The sequence below is a fragment of the Bradyrhizobium sp. Tv2a-2 genome, assembly GCF_000472425.1.
Lineage (GTDB): Bacteria > Pseudomonadota > Alphaproteobacteria > Rhizobiales > Xanthobacteraceae > Bradyrhizobium.
On record NZ_AXAI01000011.1, the window covers coordinates 273,458 to 298,427 of the forward strand.

General features: G+C 62.0%; 28 protein-coding genes and 1 pseudogene. 14 read left to right on the top strand and 15 right to left on the bottom strand.

Going from position 1 to position 24,970, the window contains the following annotated elements; all coding sequences use genetic code 11:
• Positions 1-170: 170 nt before the first annotated feature.
• Both A3AI_RS0124100 and A3AI_RS0124105 read right to left on the bottom strand, forming a co-directional pair.
• Positions 171-1,355 (bottom strand): acyltransferase family protein, encoded by a 1,185-nt coding sequence (locus tag A3AI_RS0124100; RefSeq protein WP_024518047.1) that lies wholly within the window; start codon positions 1,353-1,355, stop codon positions 171-173.
• A 246-nt stretch (positions 1,356-1,601) separates the two neighbouring features.
• Entirely contained in the window at positions 1,602-1,961 is a 360-nt protein-coding gene (locus A3AI_RS0124105; RefSeq protein WP_024518048.1) for a DUF427 domain-containing protein, read from the bottom strand.
• 233 nt (positions 1,962-2,194) lie between these two features.
• Here A3AI_RS0124105 and A3AI_RS0124110 point away from each other — a divergent pair, with 233 nt between their 5' ends.
• The gene (locus A3AI_RS0124110) at positions 2,195-2,431 is read left to right on the top strand and encodes a BolA family protein (protein WP_024518049.1); all 237 of its coding nucleotides are present in this window, start codon (positions 2,195-2,197) and stop codon (positions 2,429-2,431) included.
• 29 nt (positions 2,432-2,460) lie between these two features.
• Positions 2,461-3,642, top strand: coding sequence for a low temperature requirement protein A (locus A3AI_RS43360; protein ID WP_036049292.1), 1,182 nt, complete (start codon positions 2,461-2,463; stop codon positions 3,640-3,642).
• A gap of 78 nt (positions 3,643-3,720) precedes the next feature.
• Here the strand turns inward: A3AI_RS43360 and A3AI_RS0124120 are convergent, their stop codons facing one another.
• The 3 genes from A3AI_RS0124120 to egtB form a co-directional block, all read right to left on the bottom strand.
• Entirely contained in the window at positions 3,721-3,915 is a 195-nt protein-coding gene (locus A3AI_RS0124120; RefSeq protein WP_156927914.1) for a hypothetical protein, read from the bottom strand.
• A 313-nt stretch (positions 3,916-4,228) separates the two neighbouring features.
• On the bottom strand, positions 4,229-5,200 hold the full coding sequence (egtD, locus tag A3AI_RS0124125) for an L-histidine N(alpha)-methyltransferase (protein ID WP_024518051.1): 972 nt from the start codon (positions 5,198-5,200) through the stop codon (positions 4,229-4,231).
• A 56-nt stretch (positions 5,201-5,256) separates the two neighbouring features.
• Positions 5,257-6,513: an ergothioneine biosynthesis protein EgtB gene (egtB, locus tag A3AI_RS0124130; RefSeq protein WP_024518052.1), complete on the bottom strand. Its 1,257-nt coding sequence runs from the start codon at positions 6,511-6,513 to the stop codon at positions 5,257-5,259.
• Positions 6,514-6,784: 271 nt separating this feature from the next.
• Here egtB and grxD point away from each other — a divergent pair, with 271 nt between their 5' ends.
• Genes grxD through A3AI_RS0124145 form a run of 3 tightly spaced genes read left to right on the top strand, consistent with a single transcriptional unit; the run spans position 6,785 to position 8,996 of the window.
• Positions 6,785-7,120 carry a Grx4 family monothiol glutaredoxin gene (gene grxD / locus A3AI_RS0124135; RefSeq protein WP_024518053.1) on the top strand — a complete coding sequence of 112 codons (336 nt, stop codon included), beginning with the start codon at positions 6,785-6,787 and terminating at the stop codon, positions 7,118-7,120.
• A complete protein-coding gene (locus A3AI_RS0124140) occupies positions 7,117-7,671 on the top strand; it encodes an O-acetyl-ADP-ribose deacetylase (RefSeq protein ID WP_024518054.1) in 555 nt (184 codons plus the stop codon). The genes grxD and A3AI_RS0124140 overlap by 4 nt, the downstream gene beginning before the upstream one ends.
• 41 nt (positions 7,672-7,712) lie before the next feature.
• Positions 7,713-8,996, top strand: a complete 1,284-nt coding sequence (locus tag A3AI_RS0124145; RefSeq protein ID WP_024518055.1) for a serine hydrolase domain-containing protein — start codon at positions 7,713-7,715, stop codon at positions 8,994-8,996.
• Positions 8,997-8,998: 2 nt separating this feature from the next.
• Here the strand turns inward: A3AI_RS0124145 and A3AI_RS0124150 are convergent, their stop codons facing one another.
• The 6 genes from A3AI_RS0124150 to A3AI_RS43365 form a co-directional block, all read right to left on the bottom strand.
• Positions 8,999-10,066, bottom strand: coding sequence for a threonine aldolase family protein (locus tag A3AI_RS0124150; protein ID WP_024518056.1), 1,068 nt, complete (start codon positions 10,064-10,066; stop codon positions 8,999-9,001).
• Positions 10,067-10,148: 82 nt separating this feature from the next.
• Positions 10,149-10,766 carry a 30S ribosomal protein S4 gene (gene rpsD, locus A3AI_RS0124155; RefSeq protein WP_024518057.1) on the bottom strand — a complete coding sequence of 206 codons (618 nt, stop codon included), beginning with the start codon at positions 10,764-10,766 and terminating at the stop codon, positions 10,149-10,151.
• Positions 10,767-10,981: 215 nt separating this feature from the next.
• Complete coding sequence (locus A3AI_RS0124160) at positions 10,982-11,758, bottom strand: hypothetical protein (protein WP_024518058.1); 777 nt, start codon at positions 11,756-11,758, stop codon at positions 10,982-10,984.
• Positions 11,759-11,973: 215 nt separating this feature from the next.
• Complete coding sequence (locus A3AI_RS0124165; RefSeq protein WP_024518059.1) at positions 11,974-12,747, bottom strand: HpcH/HpaI aldolase family protein; 774 nt, start codon at positions 12,745-12,747, stop codon at positions 11,974-11,976.
• Positions 12,748-12,771: 24 nt separating this feature from the next.
• A complete protein-coding gene (murI, locus tag A3AI_RS0124170; RefSeq protein WP_024518060.1) occupies positions 12,772-13,569 on the bottom strand; it encodes a glutamate racemase in 798 nt (265 codons plus the stop codon).
• 180 nt (positions 13,570-13,749) lie between these two features.
• Positions 13,750-14,754, bottom strand: a complete 1,005-nt coding sequence (locus A3AI_RS43365) for an AraC family transcriptional regulator (protein WP_036049298.1) — start codon at positions 14,752-14,754, stop codon at positions 13,750-13,752.
• Between the two features lie 195 nt (positions 14,755-14,949).
• On the opposite strand from A3AI_RS43365, the gene A3AI_RS0124180 reads away from it, so the two are divergent.
• From A3AI_RS0124180 to A3AI_RS0124195, 4 genes are all read left to right on the top strand, one after another.
• Positions 14,950-15,270 (top strand): 2Fe-2S iron-sulfur cluster-binding protein, encoded by a 321-nt coding sequence (locus tag A3AI_RS0124180; protein ID WP_024518061.1) that lies wholly within the window; start codon positions 14,950-14,952, stop codon positions 15,268-15,270.
• A gap of 39 nt (positions 15,271-15,309) precedes the next feature.
• Positions 15,310-16,554 carry a cytochrome P450 gene (locus A3AI_RS0124185; RefSeq protein ID WP_024518062.1) on the top strand — a complete coding sequence of 415 codons (1,245 nt, stop codon included), beginning with the start codon at positions 15,310-15,312 and terminating at the stop codon, positions 16,552-16,554.
• A gap of 65 nt (positions 16,555-16,619) precedes the next feature.
• Positions 16,620-17,900: an MFS transporter gene (locus A3AI_RS0124190; protein WP_024518063.1), complete on the top strand. Its 1,281-nt coding sequence runs from the start codon at positions 16,620-16,622 to the stop codon at positions 17,898-17,900.
• Between the two features lie 4 nt (positions 17,901-17,904).
• Complete coding sequence (locus A3AI_RS0124195) at positions 17,905-19,059, top strand: acyl-CoA dehydrogenase family protein (protein WP_024518064.1); 1,155 nt, start codon at positions 17,905-17,907, stop codon at positions 19,057-19,059.
• Between the two features lie 74 nt (positions 19,060-19,133).
• On the opposite strand, the gene A3AI_RS0124200 is transcribed toward A3AI_RS0124195, so the two are convergent.
• Positions 19,134-20,561: a cation:proton antiporter gene (locus A3AI_RS0124200; protein WP_156927915.1), complete on the bottom strand. Its 1,428-nt coding sequence runs from the start codon at positions 20,559-20,561 to the stop codon at positions 19,134-19,136.
• A 96-nt stretch (positions 20,562-20,657) separates the two neighbouring features.
• On the opposite strand from A3AI_RS0124200, the gene A3AI_RS50115 reads away from it, so the two are divergent.
• The 3 genes from A3AI_RS50115 (at position 20,658) to A3AI_RS0124215 (ending at position 22,949) form a co-directional block, all read left to right on the top strand.
• Positions 20,658-20,867: a GMC family oxidoreductase N-terminal domain-containing protein gene (locus A3AI_RS50115; RefSeq protein WP_024518066.1), complete on the top strand. Its 210-nt coding sequence runs from the start codon at positions 20,658-20,660 to the stop codon at positions 20,865-20,867.
• A 141-nt stretch (positions 20,868-21,008) separates the two neighbouring features.
• Entirely contained in the window at positions 21,009-22,349 is a 1,341-nt protein-coding gene (locus A3AI_RS0124210; RefSeq protein ID WP_024518067.1) for an epoxide hydrolase family protein, read from the top strand.
• Between the two features lie 129 nt (positions 22,350-22,478).
• Positions 22,479-22,949 (top strand): metallophosphoesterase family protein, encoded by a 471-nt coding sequence (locus A3AI_RS0124215; RefSeq protein WP_036049302.1) that lies wholly within the window; start codon positions 22,479-22,481, stop codon positions 22,947-22,949.
• Between the two features lie 149 nt (positions 22,950-23,098).
• Here the strand turns inward: A3AI_RS0124215 and A3AI_RS0124220 are convergent, their stop codons facing one another.
• Positions 23,099-23,347 carry a hypothetical protein gene (locus tag A3AI_RS0124220; protein ID WP_024518069.1) on the bottom strand — a complete coding sequence of 83 codons (249 nt, stop codon included), beginning with the start codon at positions 23,345-23,347 and terminating at the stop codon, positions 23,099-23,101.
• A 171-nt stretch (positions 23,348-23,518) separates the two neighbouring features.
• Here A3AI_RS0124220 and A3AI_RS47885 point away from each other — a divergent pair, with 171 nt between their 5' ends.
• Positions 23,519-23,656, top strand: a complete 138-nt coding sequence (locus tag A3AI_RS47885) for a hypothetical protein (RefSeq protein ID WP_156927916.1) — start codon at positions 23,519-23,521, stop codon at positions 23,654-23,656.
• A 15-nt stretch (positions 23,657-23,671) separates the two neighbouring features.
• A complete protein-coding gene (locus A3AI_RS0124230) occupies positions 23,672-23,899 on the top strand; it encodes a hypothetical protein (protein ID WP_024518070.1) in 228 nt (75 codons plus the stop codon).
• A 109-nt stretch (positions 23,900-24,008) separates the two neighbouring features.
• Here A3AI_RS0124230 and A3AI_RS0124235 read toward each other — a convergent pair whose 3' ends face one another.
• Entirely contained in the window at positions 24,009-24,254 is a 246-nt protein-coding gene (locus A3AI_RS0124235) for a hypothetical protein (RefSeq protein ID WP_024518071.1), read from the bottom strand.
• A gap of 456 nt (positions 24,255-24,710) precedes the next feature.
• Positions 24,711-24,970 (bottom strand): annotated as a pseudogene (locus tag A3AI_RS0124240) (IS481 family transposase); the annotation flags it as partial.

Consider the following 24,970-nt stretch of genomic DNA (forward strand, 5'->3'; position numbering starts at 1 on the left):
CGCAACCGCGACAAGCATGGTGAGGCTGAGAGCGGTGGCGATCAAAATGGCGGCTATTCCCATTGCTGTGTCCTTGTTCGTGGAGTCCTTGGGACGCCTCCCTGCACGCGCGAATGCAGGTTTGATGCCAAGTCACGAGTCGCAGGACACAAGCCGCAGGTGCAGCGGCGCTACAGCACGTGATGCGCGCCCGGGATCTTCCGGAGCAGGATTGTTGCCCCCCAGCTGAGGAAGACCGTGAGCACGAAGACGATCAGTGCCTTGGCAATCGCGGGCAGATTGTAGTCGAACAGCCAATATTGCAGCCAGAGCGCGATCGGGTAGTGCACCAGGAACATGCCGAAGGCATCCGGCTGCATCGGATCTAGAATGCTCCGGCCCGCTCGCTCGAATCTCAGGAAAAAGGCCAGAATCCCGAACATGATGGCGATGCTGAACCACGCAAAGAAGAAGCCGTAGATTCCCTCATACCAATGGGGCAGCTCCACCGGATTTCCCAGGATTTCGCGCTTGATGTAGATCAGCCCCCACATGCCGCAGTATGGAATGAGCACAATGGGAATCCAGATCCAGTTGCCCTTTGCCAGCTTTCCGTCCGGGGAGAGAAGCCCGCCGTTCAGGTTCGCAAGGCCTATCCCCGCGCCGAAAAAGAAATAGGACGTATAAAGCAGCACGCGGCCGTGCTGCACCGAGAACGGCCCGAATTCGAACCAGCTTCCAGGTCCGAAGTGGATGCGGCCGGGAATATAGAACGCAGCAGTGACGGCAAACATCACCAGGAAGAATTTAGCGGGCTCGTCACGGCCCTGCAGCGACAGCCGATTGATCGGATCAAGCGCCTTCGGCGAGATCAGGTAGAGTAAGCTTGCAACCACATCGAAGCTGAGCAGGACCCAGAGAAACCAGACCGGTCCGCTCGGCCACGGCCCAACCGTAATGGTCTTCCACCAGTATTCGGCAAAGCTCACCTCCGGGTTCTGGCGCAGCGAAATCGCATAGTAGGCGATGGGAATGATCGTGAACGCGCAGATCACGAAAGGCAGTCCAAGCCGCAACAGGCGATCTTGCAAATACTGCAGCGGTCCCTTGCGCGAGAGCCCCGGCCACGCGAACAGCCCCGACAGCAGGAAGAACATCGCCATGAAGAAGCTGTCGGTAGCGAGCACGATCATATCGAAGCCGATAAAGAACTTCGGATCGGTATGACCGAAATAGGTGTAGGGGATCACGGAGTGGTGAATGAGCACCACCAGCGTGAGGAAGGTGCGCGCGCGGTCGAGCGCGGCATTGCGCGTTTTGACCTTCGGCGTCGCTTGAATTTCGGCAGGCGTCGCTGAGTGCGAAATGGTTGTCACGACACGCCCCTACAGCTGCTGCTTTATCTGCATGTTGCGGCCGCGAACCTGATTCAGCAAGGGCAAATCTCTGCTGCCATGCCGCAACCAAAGGCCGCAGACGGGTAAAGATTTAGCTGATTTGCCGACGAAAATCGACGACTTCCCGGACAAACGAACGCGGAAGACTTCGGCCGCCGCGCAAAATTAGTCCGGCTACGTCGCCAAGACTGTGGCGGATGCCGGAGGACTGGATTTAGTCCTGTCTCAACCCACTTCCTCGATCTTCACCTTGTCCGGATAGAAGGCGAGATGGCCGGATATCTCCGCCATCGCCGGGAAGGGAGTCTCATAGGTCCAGATCGAATTCTCGATCACCTTGCCGTCGGCGCGGATGCTGAAATAGCTCGCGTCCCCCTTATAGGGGCAGTGCGTTACCCGGTCGGTCCGCTGCAATAGTTCCATTTTGGCGTCCTCGCGCGGCACATATTGCACGGCGGGATATTTCGCCTCCTTCAGCGTCAGCGCATGTGTCGTATCCGCAATGACGGTGTCGCCCGCGCTGACTCGCACCCGCCTGGGGTTGGCCGTGATGGTGATGGGATGATCGGGACCCGGAAGTTTCATGGTTTTCAAGCCCTTCTACGCAGCGATTTACCTGGCCCGATTTTATGCCGTCAGTCGTGACCGCAGGTCGCAGCTGGCTCGCCGCTTTGTAATGATCGAATCTGAAATATAGTGGCACTATAGGTGACCTAGAAGGCCTTTCACGCTAAATTAGCTGCGTGGCGCAGACCGAGGTTGCCGGGCCGATCTGAAACGCCGATAATTTAAAGCGCCTAAAATGGAGCCAGACCGGAATGCCAATGGACGCCCGCGATATCGAATCGATGATCAAGGCAGCGATCCCCGATGCCGAGGTGACGATCCGCGATCTTGCCGGTGATGGTGACCATTACGCCGCGACCGTGATCTCCGAATCGTTCCGCGGCAAGTCACGCGTCCAGCAACATCAGATCGTCTATCAGTCGCTGCGTGGCCAGATGGGCGGCGTGCTGCACGCGCTGGCCCTGCAGACCGGGGTGCCGGAAGGCTAGGCCTTTTCGCGGCCGACCTGAGGCTGACGATGGCGAGCGATCCTCCGCGCGGCGCACTGTTTCGTACGATCGAGCCAAACCAGCAGAGCCGCGTCACCAACGCCGAGCTGCTGTTCGACCTGGTATTCGTGTTCGCGGTCACCCAGGTCTCGCATTTTCTGCTCTCCCGCTTCACCGCAATGGGGGCGGTCGAAACCGCCTTGCTGTTTCTCGCGGTCTGGTGGGTTTGGGTCTTTACCGCCTGGATCACCAACTGGCTCAATCCCGAGCTGACGCCGGTTCGCATTCTCCTTTTTCTCCTGATGCTCGCAGGCCTCGTGCTGTCGACCTCGATCCCGCAAGCGTTCGAGGCGCGAGGCCTGTGGTTTGCGGCGGCCTATGCGGCAATGCAGGTTGGTCGCACCGGCTTCTTCGTCCTGGCCGCGCCGTCATCGCAACAGGCAGTGCGCCGCAACGGCATCCGTATCCTTGCCTGGCTGTCCACATCCGCCGTGTTCTGGATTCTCGGCGGAATTGTCGAAGGCGACCGTCGACTCTGGCTATGGGGTGTGGCGCTTGCAATCGAATATGCGTCGCCGCTGGCGCGGTTCTGGACCCCGGGCTATGGCGCTTCCTCGATCGAAGACTGGTATGTCGAGGGCAGCCACATGGCCGAGCGCTGCGCGGGGTTCATCCTGATCGCGCTCGGCGAATCCATCGTGGTGACGGGGGCGACCTTTGCCGAGCTGAGCTGGATACCAACGACGATCACCGCCTTCGTTTCGGCCTTCGCCGCCAGCATCGCGATGTGGTGGATCTATTTCCACCGGGGTGCCGAAGCCGGTTCCAAACTGATCTCGAAAGCGGCCGACTCCGGGCGGCTGGCGCGCTCCGCCTACACCTATCTGCACATGCCCATTGTCGCCGGCATCATCCTGTCCGCGGTTGCAGACGATCTCGTGCTGGCGCATCCCGACGGCCATTCGGATCCGAAGACAGTGGCCTGCGCCATCGGCGGTCCGCTGCTGTTTCTGGTCGGCACCATCCTGTTCAAGCACAATATCCGCGGCTTCCTGCAGCTCTCGCACGGGGTCGGCATCGTCGCGCTTGGCGCGCTGGCTTTCTTTGCCGGCGGCTTGTCGCCGCTGGTTTTGTCGGTCCTAACGACAGCGCTTCTGGTTGTGGTCGCGGTTTGGGAGTCGCTGTCGCTGGGGTCGAAAGCTGCCGGATAGGGTGCCACGGTGCAGGGTCGGGCTGACGCGCAGGCCGAAGCCGGCTCCGCGCAGATGGCCGACCGCGCGCGCCTATGCTCATTTTTTGCAGGTCTGTTTTGATGCCGCGTCGAACCTGGCGACGGGCCGATCCATCTGCCATAGCTCGACACCGTGCGTATCGACGAGATGGCTGGCGGATTTGATGGCGGAGTCATCGTCAACACAGTCCATTCGAACCACTTTAATGGAGCGGCTGTGTAGCCCGACGATATGTGCATGATAGACGGTCATCTTGGCCTCCGGCGCCCGAGAATGTCTCGAATGCTGCCGAAGGTGGATGGGAAGGCATATAAATTCGAGGGGGGCCGCCTTGGTCCGATCTAAGAGCGGCATGAACGTTCCGACGCCGGCGATCCTATGCGGCTCATATGCGCGGTGGTTGCCGAGCTCTCAACATTGTATTTGGTGCTGAAGATATTCACTACAGCTCGAAAGCGCGCTCGCGCGGCCGCTTGCTCGAAAGCCGCGGTGCAATGACGCGGCGTTCCACGCCGGCGCCGAACGAACCGTCCTGGGATGGTTGTGTCAGTCGGCCCGACGGCCGTCAGCCTTCGGCCATCAGCGCGTGCACCGAAAACATCCTTGATTTGTCTGTCCAGGACTCGCAGACCTTCCAGCCGGAGGCGCGGGCGAGAGCTGCAAAGCGCTCGATGCTGTATTTGTAGCTGTTCTCGGTGTGAATGCTTTCGCCGGGGCGGAACGCGAAGCTGGTGCCGAGGAAGCGCACATGCTGCGACTTCTTGCTGATCAGATGCATCTCGATGCGGTGCCGCTCGCGATTATAGATCGCGCGATGGGTGAAGGCGGAGAGATCGAAATTGCCGCCGAGCTCGCGGTTGATGCGCACCAGCACATTGAGGTTGAAGCGCGCGGTGACGCCGGACGCGTCGTTATAGGCGTCGTGGAGCACGCGCTCCTCCTTCTCGAGATCGACGCCGAGGATCATCCGTGCGCCGGCCCCCAGGATCTGCGCGGCGCTGCGCAGGAGGCTGGAGGCTTCGTGCGGTTCGAAATTGCCGATGGTCGAGCCTGGGAAGAAGCCGACCTTGGAGAGACCGGCGATTGCCGCGGGCAATTCGAACGCGGTGGTGAAATCCGCGGCGACCGGATGCACGGCGAGCGTGGGAAAGTCACGGCGCAACGCATCGGCCTGGTCTTTGACGAACTCGCCGGAAATATCGACGGGCACATAGGCGGCAAACGCGCAACGCTCGAGCAAGAGGCGCACCTTGGTGGTCGCACCGGCGCCGAATTCGACCAGCGCCGCACCTTCCGGCACGAAAGAGGCGATCTCGCCGGCACGATCCCTCAGGATCGAGAGCTCCGTGCGGGTCGGGTAATATTCCGGCAGTCGCGTGATCGCCTCAAACAGCTCCGAGCCGGTCGCGTCATAGAAATATTTCGGCGACAGGCGTTTGGGCTGTTGCGAGAGGTCCTGGACCGCATCGCGCGCGAACGCAGAGGTCTGTTTGTCGGGTAGATGCGCGTCGGCCAAAGCGGCGGCATGCACATTCATGATACTCTCCAGAACGCGCTTTCCGGCGCGGTTGACCTTGATTCAAACGGCAACATTCAGACGGAGTAGTCGGCGAGGCGAAGTCCCGTGAATTGCCAGCGGTGGTGCGGATAGAAGAAGTTGCGGTAGGTCACACGGCTGTGGCCCTCTGGAGTTGCAAGCGATGAGCCGCGCAGCACCAGCTGGTTGACCATGAACTTGCCGTTGTATTCGCCGAGCGCCCCTTCTATTGCCCGATAGCCGGGGTAGGGCGAATAGGCACTGCGGGTCCATTGCCAGACGATGCCGAAGGCGTCGTTGAGTTGGTCGGCCCGTGCGGCGACCTCCCATTCCATCTCGGTCGGCAGATGCTTGCCGCTCCAGCGTGCGAACGCGTCCGCCTCATAATAGCTGACATGACAGACCGCTGCTGCCGGGTCGACCGGCTTCAGCCCGGCAAGCGTCATGATATGCCATTGCCCGTCGATCTCGCGCCAATAGAACGGCGCCTGCCACTGCTCTTTGCTCGCGGCGGCAAAGCCATCCATCAACCACAGCGTCGCGTTGGAGTAGCCGCCGTCCTGCATGAAAGCGAGCCATTCGGCATTGGTGACCAGGTTGCGCGCAAGCTTGACCGGTCCGACCAGCGCGCGGTGCGCGGGCTTCTCATTGTCGAAATGGAAGCTCTCCTCGGCGTGCCCGATGGCGTAGATGCCTTCGTTCAGCGTCAGCCAATCCTCGCCCTTGCGAGTTGAAGCGGGGAATTGCCAGGCCGGATCATAGGCGGGCGGGATCGGGTTCTGTGCGAAGGCGTGGAGAATATCGGTGAACATCAGCTCCTGATGCTGCTGCTCATGATTGAGGCCCACCTCGACCAGCGGGGTGATGCGCATAAGTGTGTCGTGTTCCGCCGACCGGAAGAACTTGACCACGGCAGCATCGACATGGCGGCGATAGGCGGTGATATCCGCTGCAGCCGGGCGGGTCAGGTCGCCGCGCCGATGACGTGCATGGCGGGGGCCTGCGCTGACATAATAGGAGTTGAACAGGAAGGCGTAGTCCGGGTGAAACGGCTGGTAGCCCGCACAATGCTCGCCAAGCAGGAACTGTTCGAAGAACCATGTGGTGTGCGCGCGGTGCCATTTCGCCGGGCTTGCGTCCGGCATGGACTGGATCAGCTGGTCCTCCGCGCTCAAGGGCGCCGCGCGCCGCTCGGTCTCGCTGCGGACCGCAAGATAGGCTTCCACGAGATCCTGGGCGAGGGAGCCGGACTCGGAGAAACGTGACGGGGCGGGGGGCGGAAATTTGGCCGCGGCGGATGCTGTTTGCGTCACATTGATCTCCGGTCAGAAAGGAAACGTCGGTCTTAAAGACAGGTTCCAAACGGACAGTTCGTCCTAGATAGGGGTTCCGTTACGGGAAAAAAACCTCCCCGAACAATGATATTGATGTCATCAGGCAATGGCGGGCGCCGTGGCGCCCCAAAATGGGGCTTGTTGTCCCCCGCGGCGCACACCAAATCTTCCTCAATTTACTTTGGCAGGCCAACGGTTTGCGCTACATATAGAGCAGCGTCGGGTGAGACGGCCCTTAAGGAAGGCAGAAATGAGCATCGAGCAATTCATCGACAACGAAGTGAAGGCCAATGACGTCGTGCTGTTCATGAAGGGGACGCCGCAGTTCCCGCAGTGCGGCTTTTCTGGCCAAGTCGTGCAGATCCTGGATCACATCGGGGTCGGCTATAAGGGCCTGAACGTGCTGGAATCGGCCGAGCTGCGCAACGGCATCAAGGTCTATTCCAACTGGCCGACCATTCCCCAGCTCTACGTCAAGGGCGAGTTCGTCGGCGGTTGCGATATCATCCGCGAGATGTTCCAGGCCGGCGAACTGCAGCAGCTGTTTGCCGACAAGGGCATCTCGGTCGGCGCACCGGCCGCCTGATTATGCTGACGCGCCGGATTGCCGGCGCGCGGCTGGACGTTGTTGTTGCGGACATCACGACGCTAAGCGTCGACGCCATCGTCAACGCCGCCAATGCCTCGCTTTTGGGCGGGGGCGGCGTTGATGGGGCAATTCATCGCGCCGCCGGGCCTGGGTTGCTGGCCGCATGCCAAGCGATTGGCGGCTGCCCGACCGGCGATGCCAAGATCACCCAAGGTTTCCGTTTGCCCGCCCGGTATGTGATTCATGCGGTCGGGCCGGTCTGGCATGGCGGAGTGCGCGGCGAGGATGGAGCCTTGGCCTCGTGCTATCGCCGCGCGATCGAATTGTGCGCGGCGGGCGGCTTGGCCTCGGTGGCTTTTCCCGCGATTTCGACCGGTGTCTACCGTTTCCCGGCCGATCGAGCCGCGAAAATCGCGGTCCGGACCGCTGCGGAATCGCTGCCAATGGCCTCGTCGCTCGAGCAGATCATCTTCTGCTGCTTCTCCGAGGCAAGCGCGCGGCTCCACGAGGAGGCCCTGGCAAGGCTTTCCGGCACTTGTGCCGATTAATTCGGCAGTTAAACTCTGTGTCTTCGCAAGGAGGGGGAGAAATGAACTTGCGTCATGTGTTGCGGTTGCTTGCGAGCGCCGCGCTGCTGAGCATTGCCGCGTCATCGGTTCACGCCGAGGGCACCTTCGATATTCCGGCCGGCGCGCACTTCAACAAGGAGAAGCTCGCACGTGTCGAAGACTATTTGCGCGACCAGGTGGCACAGGGAAAGATTCCGGGTGCCGCTCTGCTGATCGAGCAACACGGCGTGCCGGTCTATCGTGGGCTCATCGGCGTGCGCGACGCCGTGACCAAGGAGCCGGTGACCGACGATACCATCTTCCGATTGTTCTCGCTGACCAAGCCCATCACGAGCGTGGTCGCGATGCAATTGATCGACGAGGGCAAGTTCGCGCTCAGCGATCCTGTCGCCAAGTACATTCCCTCCTTCGCGGACGTGAAGGTCGGCGTCGAGAAGAAGAGCGAGGACGGCAGCAGGTCGCTCGAACTAGTGCCGCCGAAGCGGCCGGTCACTATCATGGACCTGATGACCCAGACTTCCGGCATCGCCTATGGCTTCTATGGCGACAGTCTGGTGCACAAGGCCTATGCCGCCGCTGATATCTATCGCGGAGACCCCGATAACGCGGAGTTCGCCGAGCGCATTGCCAAGCTGCCGCTGCAGAACCAGCCCGGCGCGCTCTGGCAATATGGCCATTCCACCGACATTCTCGGGCGGATCATGGAGATCGTCAGCGGCAAATCGCTGCTTTCGATCGAGCGCGAGAAGCTGCTCGATCCGCTCGGCATGAAAGACACTACCTTCTACGTCACCGATCCCAAGAAGGTGCCGCTGATCGCAAAGCCCATGCCGAACGACAGTGATTTCCGCGTCGGATTTGTGGGCTATGCCGACAAGCCGATGAGGTGGGAATCCGGCGGCGGCGGCATGGTCACGACCATGCACGATATGGCGCGCTTCGCGCAGATGGTGCTCGGCGGCGGCAAGTTCGACGGCAAGCAATATCTGAGCCCGGAGGCCTTTAAGGAGATGACCACGGATCATGTCGGCCCGGGCTCGGGCGTCGAGCGCGATTATCTCTACTTCCCGGGCGACGGCTTCGGCTTCGGGCTCGGCTTCGGCGTGCGCACCGATCCCGGTAACGCCAAGCCGCCGCCACCCGGCTCGCTCGGCGAGTTGAAATGGGACGGCGCCAGCGGCTGCTACATGGTGGTCGACCGCAAGCAGGACCTGTTCTTCGTGCTGTTGGAAGAGACGCCGTCGCAGCGCCAGATCATCCAGCCGGCGGTGAAGAAGCTGATCTATGAGGCGATGGAGAACTGAGGTCAGGCCGTCCGCACGATCTCCCTGACGTGACCGATCATCTCCTCGATCATCGCCGTCGTGACATCGAGATGGGTGCAAGCGCGGATGCGGCCGTCCATCACGGCAATCAGCACGCCGCGTTTGTGCAATTCGGCGACCATCTTGTCGGCCGGGATGCCGGCGCCATCGGGGGTGAAGAACACGAGATTGGTCTCGGGCTCCTGCACCGTGATGCCATTGATCTGCGACAGCCCGCGCGCCAGGGCGCGTGCATTGGCGTGATCGTCGGCAAGGCGGTCGACGTGATGGTCGAGCGCATGGATGCAGGCGGCGGCACAGATGCCGGCCTGCCGCATCGATCCGCCCAGCCGCTGCTTCCAGCGCCAGACCTCGTCGATGAAGGCTGCGCTGCCGGCCAGCACGCCGCCGATCGGCGCGCCCAGGCCCTTGGAGAAATCGATCCAGGCGGAATCCCAGCCCTGCGTCATGTCGTGCGCGGCGATGCCGGTGGCGACCGTGGCGTTCAGCAGTCGCGCGCCGTCCATGTGCGTCGCAAGGCCTGCAGCCTTCGCGATCTGCGCGACCTCGTCTAGCGCGGCCTTCTTCCAGATCGTGCCGCCGCCGATATTGGCGGTCTGCTCGACGCTGACAAGCGTTTGCGGCGGCTGATACCGGGTGCGCGGATGCAACGCCTTGCGCAGCGTTTCGGCCGCGAACTGGCCGTCGGCGCCGGCAAGCGGCGTAATCTGGAAGCCGCCAAGGGCTGCGTGCGCGCCACCTTCGCGGGCGATCAGATGGGCGGTCTCATGCGCCAGGATCTCGTCGCCGGACCGACAGTGCACCAGCGTGGCCGCGACATTGCACATCGTGCCTGACGGCATGAACACCGCGGCTTCCTTGCCGAGCAGGTCGGCGACGCGCTCGCACAAAAGGTTGACGGTCGGATCGTCGCCGATCTGCTCGTCGCCGACCTCGGCACGGGCCATCGCTTCGCGCATGGCGGGCGTCGGCCGCGTCTGCGTGTCCGACAAAAGGTTGATCCGGACCGGCGCGGCCTTGGGATCGCGGGGGGGAGGTGTGTAGGCCATGAAGAAAGCTCCGTTTTCTGGCCACCTTAACCAAAAGGCCCCGGAAAAACCGGGGCCTTTGAACTTCAAATTTCGTAACCGATCAGCGCGAATAGAATTCGACGATCAGATGCGGCTCCATCTGCACCGGGAACGGCACATCCGAAAGTCCGGGGATGCGGCCGAATTTCGCGGTCATCTTGGAATGATCGACCTCGAGATAATCGGGCACGTCGCGCTCGGCGAGCTGGCTCGCCTCGAGCACCAGCGGGAGCTGCTTGGAGGCTTCCTTGACCTCGATGAGGTCGCCGACCTTGAGCTGGTAGCTGCCGATGTTGACGCGGCGGCCGTTCACCTTGATGTGGCCGTGGTTGATGAACTGGCGCGCGGCGAAAATCGTCGGCACGAACTTGGCGCGATAGACCACGCTGTCGAGGCGGCGCTCGAGCAGGCCGATCAGGTTCTCGCCGGTATCACCCTTGAGGCGGCTCGCCTCGACATAGATGCCGTGGAACTGCCGCTCGCTGATATTGGCGTAGTAGCCCTTCAGCTTCTGCTTGGCGCGCAGCTGCACGCCAAAGTCGGAGAGCTTCCCCTTGCGGCGCTGGCCGTGTTGGCCGGGGCCGTATTCGCGGCGGTTGACGGGGCTCTTCGGGCGGCCCCAGATGTTCTGGCCCATGCGGCGATCGATCTTGTACTTCGCCTCACTGCGCTTAGTCATCGCGTCCTCTTTGCATGACGCCGTAGCGTCGTTCGCTCCGGCGGTTTTGGTGGTTCAGGTTTGAGGAGACGCGCCCTCCTGTGCACCGGGATACCCCGGGGCCGACAGATCCGTCCCTTAAGCCTAAGGGCAGGACCACGGGTCGCGAAACGCTTCGCGGGCCGAAACCGGCCCGCGAGCAGGCGGCTTTTGGGCCAATTGGCCGGGTTTGTCAATCACTTCACGACCGCCCGGACCGGTTTGGCCTCGATCTGGCGGCTCGACCGCAATTCCGCGGCAATTTCGCCGTTCAGGACCTGTTCCAGCCGGGTCAGGGCCCGGGCGATGGGGGCGGCATCGGTAACCCGGTGATCCCAGCGCAGCACCACGTCGATGGTGCCGGTAGCCGAGGCGAGCCCATAACTCAGCACATAAGGACCGGGCCCGATGGCATGGAGCTCACCGCCGCCATGGGCCGCCGCCGAGGTTACGCCGTAGCTGCCGAAATTGGTTGAGTGCCAGCGTGCGGTGCGCCCGGCCAGCCAATAGCCCAGCCGGCGCAGCGGCAGCGGCAGGCGGGTGATGCTCATGATCCGCCGGAACGACGGAATCTCGTCGATTGGGGCCTCCTTGGCGCGGCGCAGCTGTGCGTCGATCGCCGAAAGCGCGATCTCATCGGCGCCCGTCACCCGCTCCATCAGGATGCACTCCTCGCCGTCCTCGATGCGCGCGATTGCCACCATGCCCGCGCAGCGCGGCAGCTCGTAGAGATGCGGCCAGGGTAAGGTCCCATAGAGCGTGCGCAGGATCGGCTCGTCCCGGGCGACGACCGCAAACGCCTTGACGAAAACCGCAGCCCAGCCGGGCGGCTGCGACAGGTTTCCGCGTGCGGCGGCGAGCTGGCGGATGTCGAGCTGGCGGGACAACGACACGAACGGCACGCCCATCGAGGCGTGCATCAGATCGACCACAAAGCGGCGCGGCAGCGAGATTTTGCGAAAAGTTCCGCGCATTCCGTCAGCCCAGGCTCCAGCCGGTTGTTCGTGAGACGTGGCGGTCCGGTCCCCGCAATGCCGTGGTCTAGCACGATCCGTGCCGGATGACGTCCAGTTTGTGGCAAGGGCAGGGCGCTGGGGAAACTTTTCCGGAGCGCCCAAATCGCAAGCAACCGCCGGTGACTTCCTCCAACTACAGGGTCTCACGGCACCGCGCGTCCAAGGCGGATCCTCTACCGCTTGATTCCCGCAAAACTCGCGGCGATCCCGCGCTGGAACAGCGACCAGTCGAAGCCGAGCGCAATGGCAAGGTAGCCGCGCTCGATCATGGCATTGGCCTGCTCGGCACTGCGTGCCGCGCCGCCGATCGGCACGCCGCTTTTGAGGATGCCGTGCTCGGCACGCGCGATCAGCGCCTGTACTTCGGGATCATCGGGCAGGCCGCGCCTGTCGATGGAGGTCGCCAGATCGCCCTGGCCGATGACGGCGACATCGATGCCAGGCGTAGCCATGATCTCGTCGATATTGTTGACGGCTTCGACGTGCTCGATGGTGATCATGCAGATCATGTCGTCGTCGGCGGTCGCCATGTAGTCGGCCATCGACACGCCCCAGCGGAACGGCGCGTGGAACGGTCCCCACAGCCGTTCGCCGCGTGGCGGATAGCGCAGGCTCCGCACCGCCTTCTCGGCATCGGCGCGGTTGAGGATCATCGGAAAGTTGATGCCGAGCGCGCCGATATCCATCGGCGCTTTCGCAAGCCACGGCTCATTGGAGGCGATGCGCGCGAGCGGCACGCAGGGCGTGCCTCCAGTCGCCACGATCATCGCATGCGCCGTGTTGAGATCGATCGGGCCGTGCTCGAGATCGACGATGATCCAGTCGAGGCTTTGCGCCATGATCTGCACCGTCTGGATGCTGGGGATCGTCGCGATGGCGCCGAAGGTCGGGCGGTGCTGCCGCCACTCATTCTTGAGACGGTTGAGGGGAGTGAGCTTTTCCGACATCGAAAGGATGTTCCTGGAAAGAGATCAGGCCGGCACGCGGCCGCCGAAGAAAGGTGTGAGCGTCCGGCCCAGGCCATGCGGCCGGTTCGAGGTGAAGATCATCTCGGCGCCGGCTGCATCGGGCACCTCGCGCGGTGGCCCCAGCAGATCCGACGCGCGGCGCGCAATCGCAGGCGCGGGATCGATCCAGCGCACCGGCCAGGGCGCGAGCTTCTCCAGGCGATCGAGCAGCAGCGGGTAATGCGTGCAGGCGAGCACCACGGTGTCCGTGCGCGTGGCCGCGTCGCTCGCGTCGCCGACGAAGCACGGTGCAAGCTCGGTCGCGATATCATCGTCGCTGACCGCCGTGCCGCTCAGCGCACTTTCGGCAAGTGAAGCAAGCTCCGGCGAGCCGACCAGCGTCACCTCGCAACCTTGCGCGAAATCGCGGATCAGAGCCCGGGTATATTCGCGCTGCACGGTGCCCTTGGTGCCGAGCACCGATACGCGCCTGGTCTTCGATTGCGCGCAGGCCGGCTTGATCGCCGGCACCGTGCCGACGAACGGCACGCCGTAGGCGGCGCGCAAGTGCGACATCACCAGCGTCGAGGCGGTGTTGCAGGCAATCACCACGAGATCCGGCGCGTGCCGCGCAATCAGCTCCCCGACCAGAGGCACCACGCGGGCGACGATCTCATCCTCGCTGTGATGGCCGTACGGGAAAAAGGCATCGTCAGCGACATAGACGAAATGCGCATCAGGCCGCGCCGCCACGATCTCCCGCAGCACGGTGAGGCCGCCGAGGCCGGAATCAAAGACGAGGATGGTGGGGCGAACTGGCACGGCCGGGATTCTAGCGGATTGCAGGTTATTAATCAGTTGTTTTTGATGGCGATCGCCCGGAATGACGGGGCCAAATCATACGCTTTTATCCTCGCGACGGATTGCGTCCGAGTCATGCCGGAAGCCTCGCCCCTCCGAAAATCAGAGGGAATTCCAGAACAGCTTCCCCAGGGCGCGGCCTTACCGACTCTTGCGCCACTCCGATGCACTCTTGCCAAACTGTACCCGAAACCAGCGTGAGAACGCGGGTAAACCCGTGAAGCCCAGCAAGTGGGAGGTTTCGGCGAGGGTTCTGCCTTCTGTCTTGATGTGACGCTGAGCCAATTCGATTCGAACGCCGTTCTGGATCTCCGAGAAGCTTGTCCCGCGCGCAGCAAGCCGCCGACTGAGCGTCCGGCGATCAATGCCAAGATGGCCCGCAAGAAGTTCGCTGGTGCAGCGCCCGGACGGGAGCAGCGTGAACACCAACTGGCGAACGGTTGCGTCGATCATGATCGTTGGCTGAGTGATAACCTCTTCAAGATAGCGTCGCACATAATGTGCCATCACCGGGTCCGCCGTCGCAATCGGCGCACTCAGATCCCGTGGTCGCAACAGCAAGCCGTCGAACGTGCTGGCGAAATGCGGGCGACACCTGAAGAAGGTGCCATGCGTGGTGCGCCGAAGTGGTGGTGGGTGGGAAAAATGGACCGATTCAGGGCCCCATTTGTCGCCAGCAAGCGCCTTCAGCGTCCTGAACACGATGCCGACGATGAGTTCGATCACCTGCCGTGTGCTGCCCCTCGTTGCGAACATGATCCGCACCGCCAAGCTGGCGACGTCGTCATCTTCTTCCAAATTCAGGATCAGCATTTCGGTTCGAAGACGGAAATGCCGTTCGAACAACCTGATCGCGTCGCGCAGCGTCGGCTCCTCCCGGGCGACCAGGCCGACGGGGCCAAGATGGGCGAGGCTTCGTCGCGCGGCCATCCGTAATCCGAAATCGTCGACATTCGCGGCTGCCGCCGAGCGCTCGAGCAGTTCCAGCACCGCTGCGACCGGGATCAGGGTGTCGGCATCGGACAAATCGAGACGATGCAGCCCAACGCTTTTCATCACGCGATACGGATCGAGTCCAAGAGACTGCGCGACCTCGGCATAGCCGGTCAGGATGGCGGCGCGGAGCAGATTTGCGGGGATCGCCATCGGGCGCTCTCTGTGGCTTGCGAGCGAGTTTAGCGACCCCTGTCCCAAATTGCAAAGTAGGTGCCCCAATATGCAAAGCTTGCCGGGGCGAAAGGGGCTACTGGCGGCGGCAAAAGCAAGGATACAGCCGCTTCGCAGGGCCGCCTGTCATGGGTGCGCGCTGTCGTTGAGCGGGGGAAACAACCGGAGGTCTTCATGCCAAGAATCCATTTCGTCGAGTTCGGCGGACGCGAGCATCTTATCGATGTCCCCGCCGGCACCAGCGTGATGCAGGCTGCCATCGACAACCATGTTCCGGGAATTGATGGCGATTGCGGCGGCGAATGCGCCTGCGGCACTTGCCACGTCTACGTCGATCCCACATGGCTGCCGAAGACCGGCACACGAACGACCTCGGAAGACGAGCTTCTGAATTTCGCAGCCGCCACCCAGGAAAGCTCCCGGCTCGCCTGTCAGATCCGCATGGACGATACGTTGGATGGCTTGCGGGTGCGCATGCCGGAAGGCCAGCACTGAGAAACAGCCGACACCGGCAATTCAAGGGAGGTATAGGGGATGAGCACGCTGTCCAGAGTGCAGGCGCGGGAAGAAGCCTTGTCAATCCCGCTGGACCGTATCGACGTCAGCAACCCCAAGCGGTTCCAGGATGATACGGTTTGGCCGTTCTTCGAGCGGCTGCGCAGGGAGGAACCCGTTCACTACTGCAGTGACAGCATGTTTGGCCCGTACTGGTCCGTGACGAAGTACCGGGACATCATGGCCGTCGACACCAATCACAATGTGTTCTCGTCGGAAGCCGGCGGCATCGTCATCTTCGATCGCAAGGTCGGCGAGCGCTATCCGAACTTCATCGCGATGGATCCGCCGAAGCACGATGAGCAACGCAAGACTGTCAGCCCGATCGTTGCTCCCGCCAATCTCGCCAACCTCGAAGGGCTGATCCGCAGCCGTGTTTGCGCGATCCTGGACAGCCTGCCGCGCGGTGAGACATTCAACTGGGTCGAGCAGGTCTCGATCGAACTGACAACCCAGATGCTCGCCACGCTGTTCGACTTCCCGTTCGAGGAACGCCGGCTTCTCACCTATTGGTCGGATGTGGCGACCACGTTCCCGCAGCCGGGTCAGCCGATCGATACATGGGAAAAGCGCGACGCGATCCTGGCCGAGTGTCTCGCCTATTTCACCGGGCTGTGGAACGAGCGGATCAACAAGGCGCCCGGCTATGACCTGATTTCGATGCTGGCGCACTCGCCCTCGACCCGAAACATGGGGCCGCGCGAATTCCTCGGCAATCTCATTCTTCTCATCGTCGGTGGCAACGACACGACCCGTAATTCCATCACGGGCGGGCTGTGGTTCATGAGCCAGAATCGAGACCAGTTGCAGAAACTGCGCGGTTGCCCGGCGCTGATTCCCGGCGCCGTGTCCGAGATCATCCGTTACCAGACGCCGCTCGCCCACATGCGGCGCACCGCATTGCGAGACGCGACGGTCGGAGGAAAGCAGATCAAGGCCGGCGACAAGGTCATCATGTGGTACATTTCCGGTAATCGCGACAGCGAAGTCATCGAAAGCCCGGACAGCTTCATCATCGACCGAAAAAACCCGCGCCAACATCTCTCCTTCGGGTTCGGAATTCATCGCTGCGTGGGCAATCGACTGGCCGAACTGCAGCTTCGTATCCTCTGGGAGGAGATGCTCGAACGCAGGCTCGACCTCGAAGTGGTCGGCGATCCCGAGCGTGTGCCGTCGAACTTCGTGCACGGCTATTCGGCGTTGCCGGTCAGGATCGCGGCCTGAGTGGTGCTGCGCCAGAACGCAAAAACGCGTCGGCGCTCGATGGATAGCACAGGAGGAAGGAACTTATGTCCGTAACGAAGACGCCTCGGAAGGCGTGGACGATCGTCGCGCTGCTGTTTGGCTTCATGATGATCAATTTTGCCGACAAGGTGATCGTCGGCCTCGCCGGCGTGCCGATCATGACCGATCTGCAGTTGACGCCGAAGCAGTTCGGCCTGGTGGGCTCGAGCTTCTTTCTCCTGTTCTCGATTTCCGCCGTCGTGATGGGTTTCCTCGTCAACCGCATTCAGTCGAAACTGGCGCTGCTCGCAATGGGTCTCGTTTGGGCGCTGGTGCAGTTTCCGATGCTCGGAACGATTGGACTCGAGACGCTCATCGCTTGCCGGATTGTCCTGGGCGCAGGCGAGGGGCCGGCCTATCCCGTCGCGCTCCACGCCACCTACAAGTGGTTTCCGGACGACCGCCGGACCCTTCCGTCCGCCATCATCTCCCAGGGAGCCTCGATCGGCGTGATTATCGTCGTTCCGATCTTGACCTGGATCATCACCAAATACAGCTGGCACTATGCTTTCGGCACGCTCGGAGTGGCCGGACTGGTCTGGGTCGTGATCTGGGCGATCTGGGGTGAGGAGGGCCAAGGCGATGTCGCGGCCAAGGCGGCCAACGTGGATGCCGTCGACCATATTCCCTATGGCACTCTCTTGTTGAACCCGACCAACCTCGCTTCCTGGTGCAGCTATTTCGGCGCCTATTTTGGTCTCGCGCTTGTGCTCTCCTGGTTTACGCCCTGGCTCATCAAGGGGCTCGGTTTTTCCCAGGCCGTGGCTGGTGAGTTGACCGCGTTGCCGTTCCTGGTGGGCTTCTTTGTCGTCATCGGCGGGGGCTGGCTGTCGGAATGGATGATGCGGCGGGGCTATGGCAGCCGGGTGGCGCGTGGCCTGCTTACCGGCGCGTCCCTCATCATCGGTGGACTCGCGCTGCTGGCGGCGCCCTATGTCGCCAATGCGGGACCGAAGATCGTTCTGGTCCTGATCGGCGTTGCGGTGCCATCAATCGTCTACGCGACGTCCCCCGCGATCCTCGGCGAGATAACGCCGGCCAAGCAACGTGGCGCCATTCTCGGCATCAACAGTGCGGTGGGCACGTCGGCCGGAATTTTGGCGCCTTATCTCATGGGAAGCGTGATCGAGGGAGCCGCTTCGGTCGCAGAAGGTTATAGTCTCGGATTTTCAGTTTGCGGCGTGGTTACGCTTGTCGGTGGAATCATCGGCCTGCTTTTCCTGCGTCCTGAAGCGCAGCGTGCCCGCTTCGCCATTCTCAAGCCCGTGGTAATCCAGGCAGGATGAGGTCATGATCGCCGATGCCGAAAAGCTGAATCGCCTGCTGCGCGACATTCGCACTTTCGTGAGAGAATTGGCGATTCCGGAGGAGGACCGGGTCGAGGCTGAGGACAGGGTGCCCGAACACATCATCGCGGCGGGGCGACGGCTGGGTACGTTCGGCTGGAGCATTCCGCAACAATTCGGCGGCAGTGGTTTGACGACGGAGGAATTGGCACTCGCGTTCATCGAACTGTCCCAATGCTCGGTTGCCTATCGCGCACATCTGGCCACGAACGCTGGCATCGGCGCCGAGGGACTGATTCAAGATGGAACAGAGGAGCAGAAGCGCAAGTATCTGCCACGGCTCGCTTCAGGTGAAATTCTGGGCTGCCTGGCCCTGACCGAGCCTGAAGCCGGCTCGGACGCCAGTGCCTTGCAGACCATTGCCGAGAAAGTCGACGACGATCACTACTGCATCAATGGGCGGAAGTGCTACATCACCTTGGCTCCGATCGCAGATCTCTTCACCGTGTTCGCCCGGACAGATCCGAACGATCGGAGCTCATCAGGAATCAGCGCGTTTTTGATCGAGCGCGGTACGCCGGGTCTCCAGCCCGGCGGTTCGACGCCAAAGATGGGACAGGAGGGCGCACCGATCGGCGAGATCGTCCTCGACAATTGCCGTGTGCCGGCCAGCTGCATTGTCGGAGGTGCGCCCGGACGAGGCTTCAAGACCGTCATGAAAGCGTTGAACAAGCAGCGCATCAACCTCGCAGCCTTGTGCACGGGACCGGCTATCCGCTTGCTCGACGAGGCGGTCGCATACGCGCGGCGGCGCCAGCAATTCGGCCGCCCGATCGCCGAGTTTCAACTGGTCCAGGCGATGCTGGCCGAATGCAAAGTCGAGATTGAAGCCGCAAGAGCCCTTATTCTCGAGACAGCGCGCAAGCGTGATCGTGGTGAGGATGTCACGATGGACGTGTCTATCTGCAAGTACTTCGCCACTGAAATGTGCGGGCGGGTCGCCGATCGTGTGGTGCAGATCTTCGGGGCGCAAGGCTACGTGAAGGGCACGGGTATCGAGCGCTTCTATCGCGATGTCCGGGCGTTTCGAATCTATGAAGGAACAAGCCAGATTCACCTGCTCAACATTGCCAAGCGCATGCTTCCTGCCGCTCCGTGAGCGAACTCTGAGCCATCGAGGCGCGGCGCGAGCCGTCTCGCCGCTCCCAGCAAGCCGATTGACCCTCGATCCCCTCATTCGACGGTTGGTGACGCTTCCTGCAATTGAGCCGCCGCCAGCGTGGGCTTTGCCGGGGGACTCGCCTGTTTGACCTGTCGGGCCGCGCGTTCCGTGAGGATCAGTCCGAGGACGGATGACACGATGACGAGGACGACGGTGGCGTTCAGCATCGGTTGGTCGATCAGGCGCTGACCCGCCGGATTCTTTGTCGCATATGCAACCAGAGCAACTGCGAGCGTAGCTGCGACTTGCGGCACAGTCAGAGCGAACATCAGATTCCGTTCCGCAGCACTATAGCCGAACATGCGTGCTGCAGCCGATGCGGCCAGCCACTTGCCGCCGAACAGGGCGGCAAGGACGCCAAATAGGAGCATGGGTTGGTTGCTCAACGTCGCGAAGAAGACCCTGAAGTCGACCAGGAAGCCGGCGGTGATGAAGAAAACGGGAATGAACAGGGCCTGGCTCATCACGTCGAGCGAATCGTCGCCCTTGATTTCGCCGAACGCGCGCTTCAGGCACACGCCCGCAAGAAATGCGCCGATGATGCCTTCCATGCCGATCCATTCCGCGACCTGGGCGGCCACAGCCATCACGACAAGCATGATCAGCGCACTCGACGTTCTGCTTGTCCCAAAGATGGCGAGCAGACGCTCGACGAGCCAACTCAATCCGATGAGAACACCGGGCACATAGACTATGAGCCAGGCGATCAAGATCAACACGCCGGCGGGATCGAAGCCCCGGACATGAATAGGCACGCAAAGCGCCAGCACAAGGATCGACAGCATGTCGGTGAGGAGCGTCGCTCCTACCGTTACGACGGTTACCTCGCGCTCGACGAGCCGTTGCTGCTTGACGATGGGCAGCCCCAGCAGGGTGTGGGACGCAAGGATGGCGCCGATCACCGCGCACGCATTGGCTGAATAGCCCAGCATTGCGGCGATTCCGATCGCCAGAGCAAACGGACAAGCGAAGGTGAGAAGGCCGAAGGTTGCCGCCTTGTTTCGTGCGGCGTTGAACTTCGCGATATTCACCTCGAAGCCGGCGAAGAACATCAGCAGGAGCTTGCCGAGCTCTGCGAAGAAGCTGACGACCTTGCCGTCGGGATTGAGGACGGACAGGACGTTCGGGCCAAGGATGATGCCGGCCAGGATGTAGCCGACCGGGCGCGGAAGCCGTAGGCGCTCCATCAGGCTCGGAAATACCAGCGTGAGCATCAATGTCAGCGCAAAGGACGTCAGAATCGGCAGGTGCGAAAAAAACTCCAAGCGCGCTCTCCCTTCATGACGTGAATCGAACAGCGCAGAAAGAGACAATCTAGGGTAAATCTCGGACGGGTGGAACTGCTCGAGGCTGGAAAAAGAGCCGCGCATTCCATCGCAGCGACGGCGCCAAGCGCGAGCTTCACGCTTCCTGTCGAACGCGCCGTTATCGGCCGGCACGCAGATTCTGCTAGCACGCAAACGTCGGGCGCGAGCACGCAAATCAAAGCAAGTGACGGTGCCCGGTCTACTTGAGCATCCCGGAATGTCGACTACGTGATTGTCGGCGCGGGGTCGGAGGGCTGCGCGCTCGCGGCGCGGCTGACCGAGGACCCCAAGGTTACGGTCTGCCTGTTGAAGGCGGGCGGGGCGGACAGCAGCATTCTGATCCATGCGCCTGCCGGTGTGGTGGCGATGGTGCCGGCTGCGCTGCATTACGCATCCAACGGCAGGATCAGCTTGAGGAGAGGGCCACGCGGCATCTAACGGATGCTAACATCGCCTAACGGGCAATTTTGACCAGTTCCCGGTAGTTGTGATTGCGTGCGGGTGCTTGAGCCCGACGCTCTCAAGAGTTTGCCTATATCACGATAGCCAGAATCCAGCGTTCGACGATGGAGGTTCATCATGCGGAAAAGTGCAAACTTTGAAATCATAAGCCAGGACCGTCGTCAGCTTTTGATCCGCGCTGCAACGGGGATGGTCGCGGCGGGTATGGCCAGCCTTTTCCCTGTGTCCGCGATAATGGCTGCCACGGGCGAGGCCGTCCGCCCGTTCCGCATCCATATTCCGGAGAAGGACCTCGTCGATCTCCGTCACCGCCTGGCGGCGACCCGATGGCCCGAGAAGGAGACCGTTGACGACACCACCCAGGGTGTGCCGCTGGCCACCATGCGCGAATTGGTGCGCCACTGGCAGACCGACTACGACTGGCGCAAGGTCGAGGCGCGCCTCAACGCCTTGCCGCAGTTCATCACCGAGATCGACGGGCTCGACATTCATTTCATTCATGTTCGCTCCAAGCACGACAATGCACTGCCGATGATCGTTACGCATGGCTGGCCCGGCTCGGTGATCGAGCAGCTCAAGATCGTCGACCCCCTGAGCAATCCCACCGCACATGGCGCCAGCGCATCGGATGCATTCCATCTGGTGATCCCCTCGTTGCCCGGCTATGGCTTCTCGGGCAAGCCGACCACGACGGGCTGGGACCCCGCGCGGATTGCGCGGGCCTGGGCCGTCCTGATGAAGCGCCTCGGCTACAAGCAATATGTGGCGCAAGGAGGCGATTGGGGATCACCCGTCTCGAACGAGATGGGCAAGCTCGGCGCTCCTGAACTCCTGGGGATTCACGTCAACCTGCCCGGCACCGTTCCGCCCGCGATCTTCAAGCTGATTGCGGCCGGCGATCCGCCGCCGTCCGACCTGTCCGCCGACGAACGGCGCGCGTTCGATCAGATCAAGCTCGCATTCACCAAGCGGCGCGCCTATGCCCTCGAGATGGGGACCCGTCCGCAAACGCTCTATGGATTGGCGGATTCTCCCGTAGCCTTGGCATCGTGGATGATCGACCACGGCGACGGCTATGACCAGCCGGCAGCGTCGATCACCTCGGCCGTGCTCGGTCGCACCGTGAACGGGCATTCGGCGGGCGACCTGACGCGCGACGACGTGCTCGACGACATTACGCTCTATTGGCTGACCAACACGGGCGTGTCCTCAGGGCGCATTTACTGGGAAAACAAAATCAATCTCTACGTCGCCGCCAACGTCCCGATCGCCAGCGCCATCACCGTGTTTCCCGGCGAGAACTACCAGGCACCGCGAAGCTGGGCGGAGAAGGCCTATCCCAAGCTGATCTATTTCAGCGAGGTGGACAGAGGCGGCCACTTCGCGGCGTGGGAGCAGCCTGCGCTGTTCAGCGCGGAAGTTCGCGCCGCGTTCAAATCGCTGCGTCAAGCCAGCTGAGGCCTGCCAGCGTGCGCGGCCCTCTCGCGGCACTTTGTTTAACGATCTGGGCTTGCAATGTGTGTCACGCGTGAAGACCGTCGCTAAAGCTTGATACCTGCTCTCGCACGATCAGGGCCTGGCGCCGTGATGAGAATCGGAGTGATCTCGGATACCCACGGACTGTTGCGCCCGGAGGCCGAGCGACGGCTTGCCGGTGTGGCGCATATCATCCATGCCGGTGACATCGGCCGCCCTGAGATCGTTGACAGGCTCCGCCTGATTGCGCCGGTCATCGCAATCAGGGGCAACGTCGACAACGCAACCTGGGCGAACATTTATCCCGACACAGACACTGTACGGCTTGGCGACCAGACCATCCACATCGTTCACGACATCCACGACCTGCAACTCGATCCGGTGTCGCTCGGGATCGGCGTGGTTATTTCCGGCCATTCACATCGGCCGCTGATCGAGACCATCGATGGGGTGCTTTATCTCAATCCCGGAAGTGCCGGGCCACGCCGCTTCAGCCTGCCCGTCACGCTCGCGACGCTGGACCTGAGTGCAGATGGCCTCAGGCCATTGCTTCATCATCTTGTTGGGGGCACATCATCGTAGTCATGCGGCCGACGGCGAGACGCGGGCGGACCCGAAGTCCGCGACCTCATTGCCTTTGCCGACCGCACCTTTGCAGGCTCCCGCGGGCGAAGGCCCCGGCGCACAAAAAGTTGCGCGCAGAGCCCCATGCGGAACCGGTCGTGTCGCGCTTATTCTGCTTCCTCAGATCCATTGTTCGACTGCTTGTGCCCCTCCGGACCGCGGCTGAAAACGCCGTAATCACTCGACTTCACGCCTGCACCGCCGTCGACGACAGCCACAGAAAGCCCGAGCTTCAGCAGCTCCCGGATCGCGGCCGCGCGGGTCGGCATCCGGTGCTTGAAGCGAAAATCGTCGAGGGCAGCGAGTTCTTCAGGCGACAGCATCACCTGCAAGCGCTCACCACGCGCGTCGCGCATCGCATCCTCCCATTGAGTAACTTACTCAACTGGCCAATTCGGCGTAGGTTCCAAGTTTTTTGCCGATGTCGGCAAGAACGCAAAATGAGTAAAATAATATAATAATTTCAATGGTTTACGCGATTGATTGGATGAAGTAGTCTAGTCGTCATGGGGCGCAGGAGTTGCGCCATGACCGATAAGACGGACAAGATCGAGACGCCTCGGAGAACCATGCAGCCCTCGCTGCCAAAGCGGCCGAGCTACGAGAAGATGGTCGAGGACATCGACAAGTGGACGAACAGTTCCGGCCTGCAACGGCCGAAGTGAGGGGCGGTGAGTGCGATGGTTGTCTACCGCTTGCTGCAGAATGTGCCGCTGGGCCCCGAGGAGATCGGACGCCTGGCGGCAGCCTATGAGCAGGTGCTCAGCGCGCTCGGGTTGAAGCAGCGCAGCGATCCGATTACCGAGCTCGTCGCAAGGAAGATCATCGAGATCGCGCAGACCGGCGTGCGCGATGCCCATGAACTTGCGGCCATGGCAATCAAGGAACTCGGCCCTGCCTCAGGCTAAAGCGCGATGGATTAGGTCGAATCGTCATCGCGCCTCGGCTTTTTGATCGAGCATGATCTTCTCGGAAAACCGCTGCACACTTTTTCGGATCATGCTCTGAAGCGCGGCGTTACGCCTCGGTCAGCTCGACGCGTTCGAAATGCTTTTTCTCGGCATCGAAAATCTGCACCTGAAGCGCAGGGAAGCGCCGCTTCAGGCTTTCGGCGCGGTGACGTGCCGCATCGTGGGTCTTGAACTCGCCCTTCATCTGGCGGTCGACCACCAGCGCATAGCCGCTGGTCAATGTCTCCGGTGCCGCGCGCGTGGTGCGGCGCGGGGCGGGTGCTGCAGCCAGTTGCTGCTTGCGAGCTCTCATCGTGGGCTTTCGTTGCATGTGCGATCCTCGTGGTGCGAGGCTTGGGATGGAGGCCTGGATCGGATCGCTCCCGCTTGCGAGGCGCTACTCGCCTCGCAACAGCTTTGTTGCCGTCGTCCCCGCCGTTATCTGCCTTGGGCCTGTACGCGATGCTGGGACAAGGTGTGCACATTGCCGGACGCTCGCAGGTAACCTTGCTCCTGGCAGCGGCACTCCGGACAACGGAAGCGGATCTCCTGGCGCGCGGCGCTTGTCTTCGGCAAGCTCGCAGCCATCGGCCAGGCGCCGCAACGGGGACATTTGACAAGCAGGCTGTCAGTTTCGATCACGGAAACGGCCTCCCTAAGCCCCTGCTGCGAAAGCAACAAAGCAGGCCGGGAGATGTTCCGGGGGGCGGTGTGGGACGTTCCGATTCAGCCGCCAGCTGTACGCAGCTGTCATCGTCCGGCTTGATGTTCAGCCCGGGGACATGACCGACGGGTGTTCGGGGACATAGCCGACACTTTTTCCGCTCGCCAAGTCGATGATAGCGACTTGGTGTGCGGCAAAGAAGACCCCGTATTGCGCACCGTTTGCCAATGGGCGAATGGCAAGGCGCTCACCGCGGAAAGCCTGCGGGACTTTCCAAAGACGTCCCTTGAAGCTGACATAGGCTTTGGTCGTGGAGACACGGCGCACGATCTCGTGGCTGTCGTATTCGACCTTCGGCAATCGAT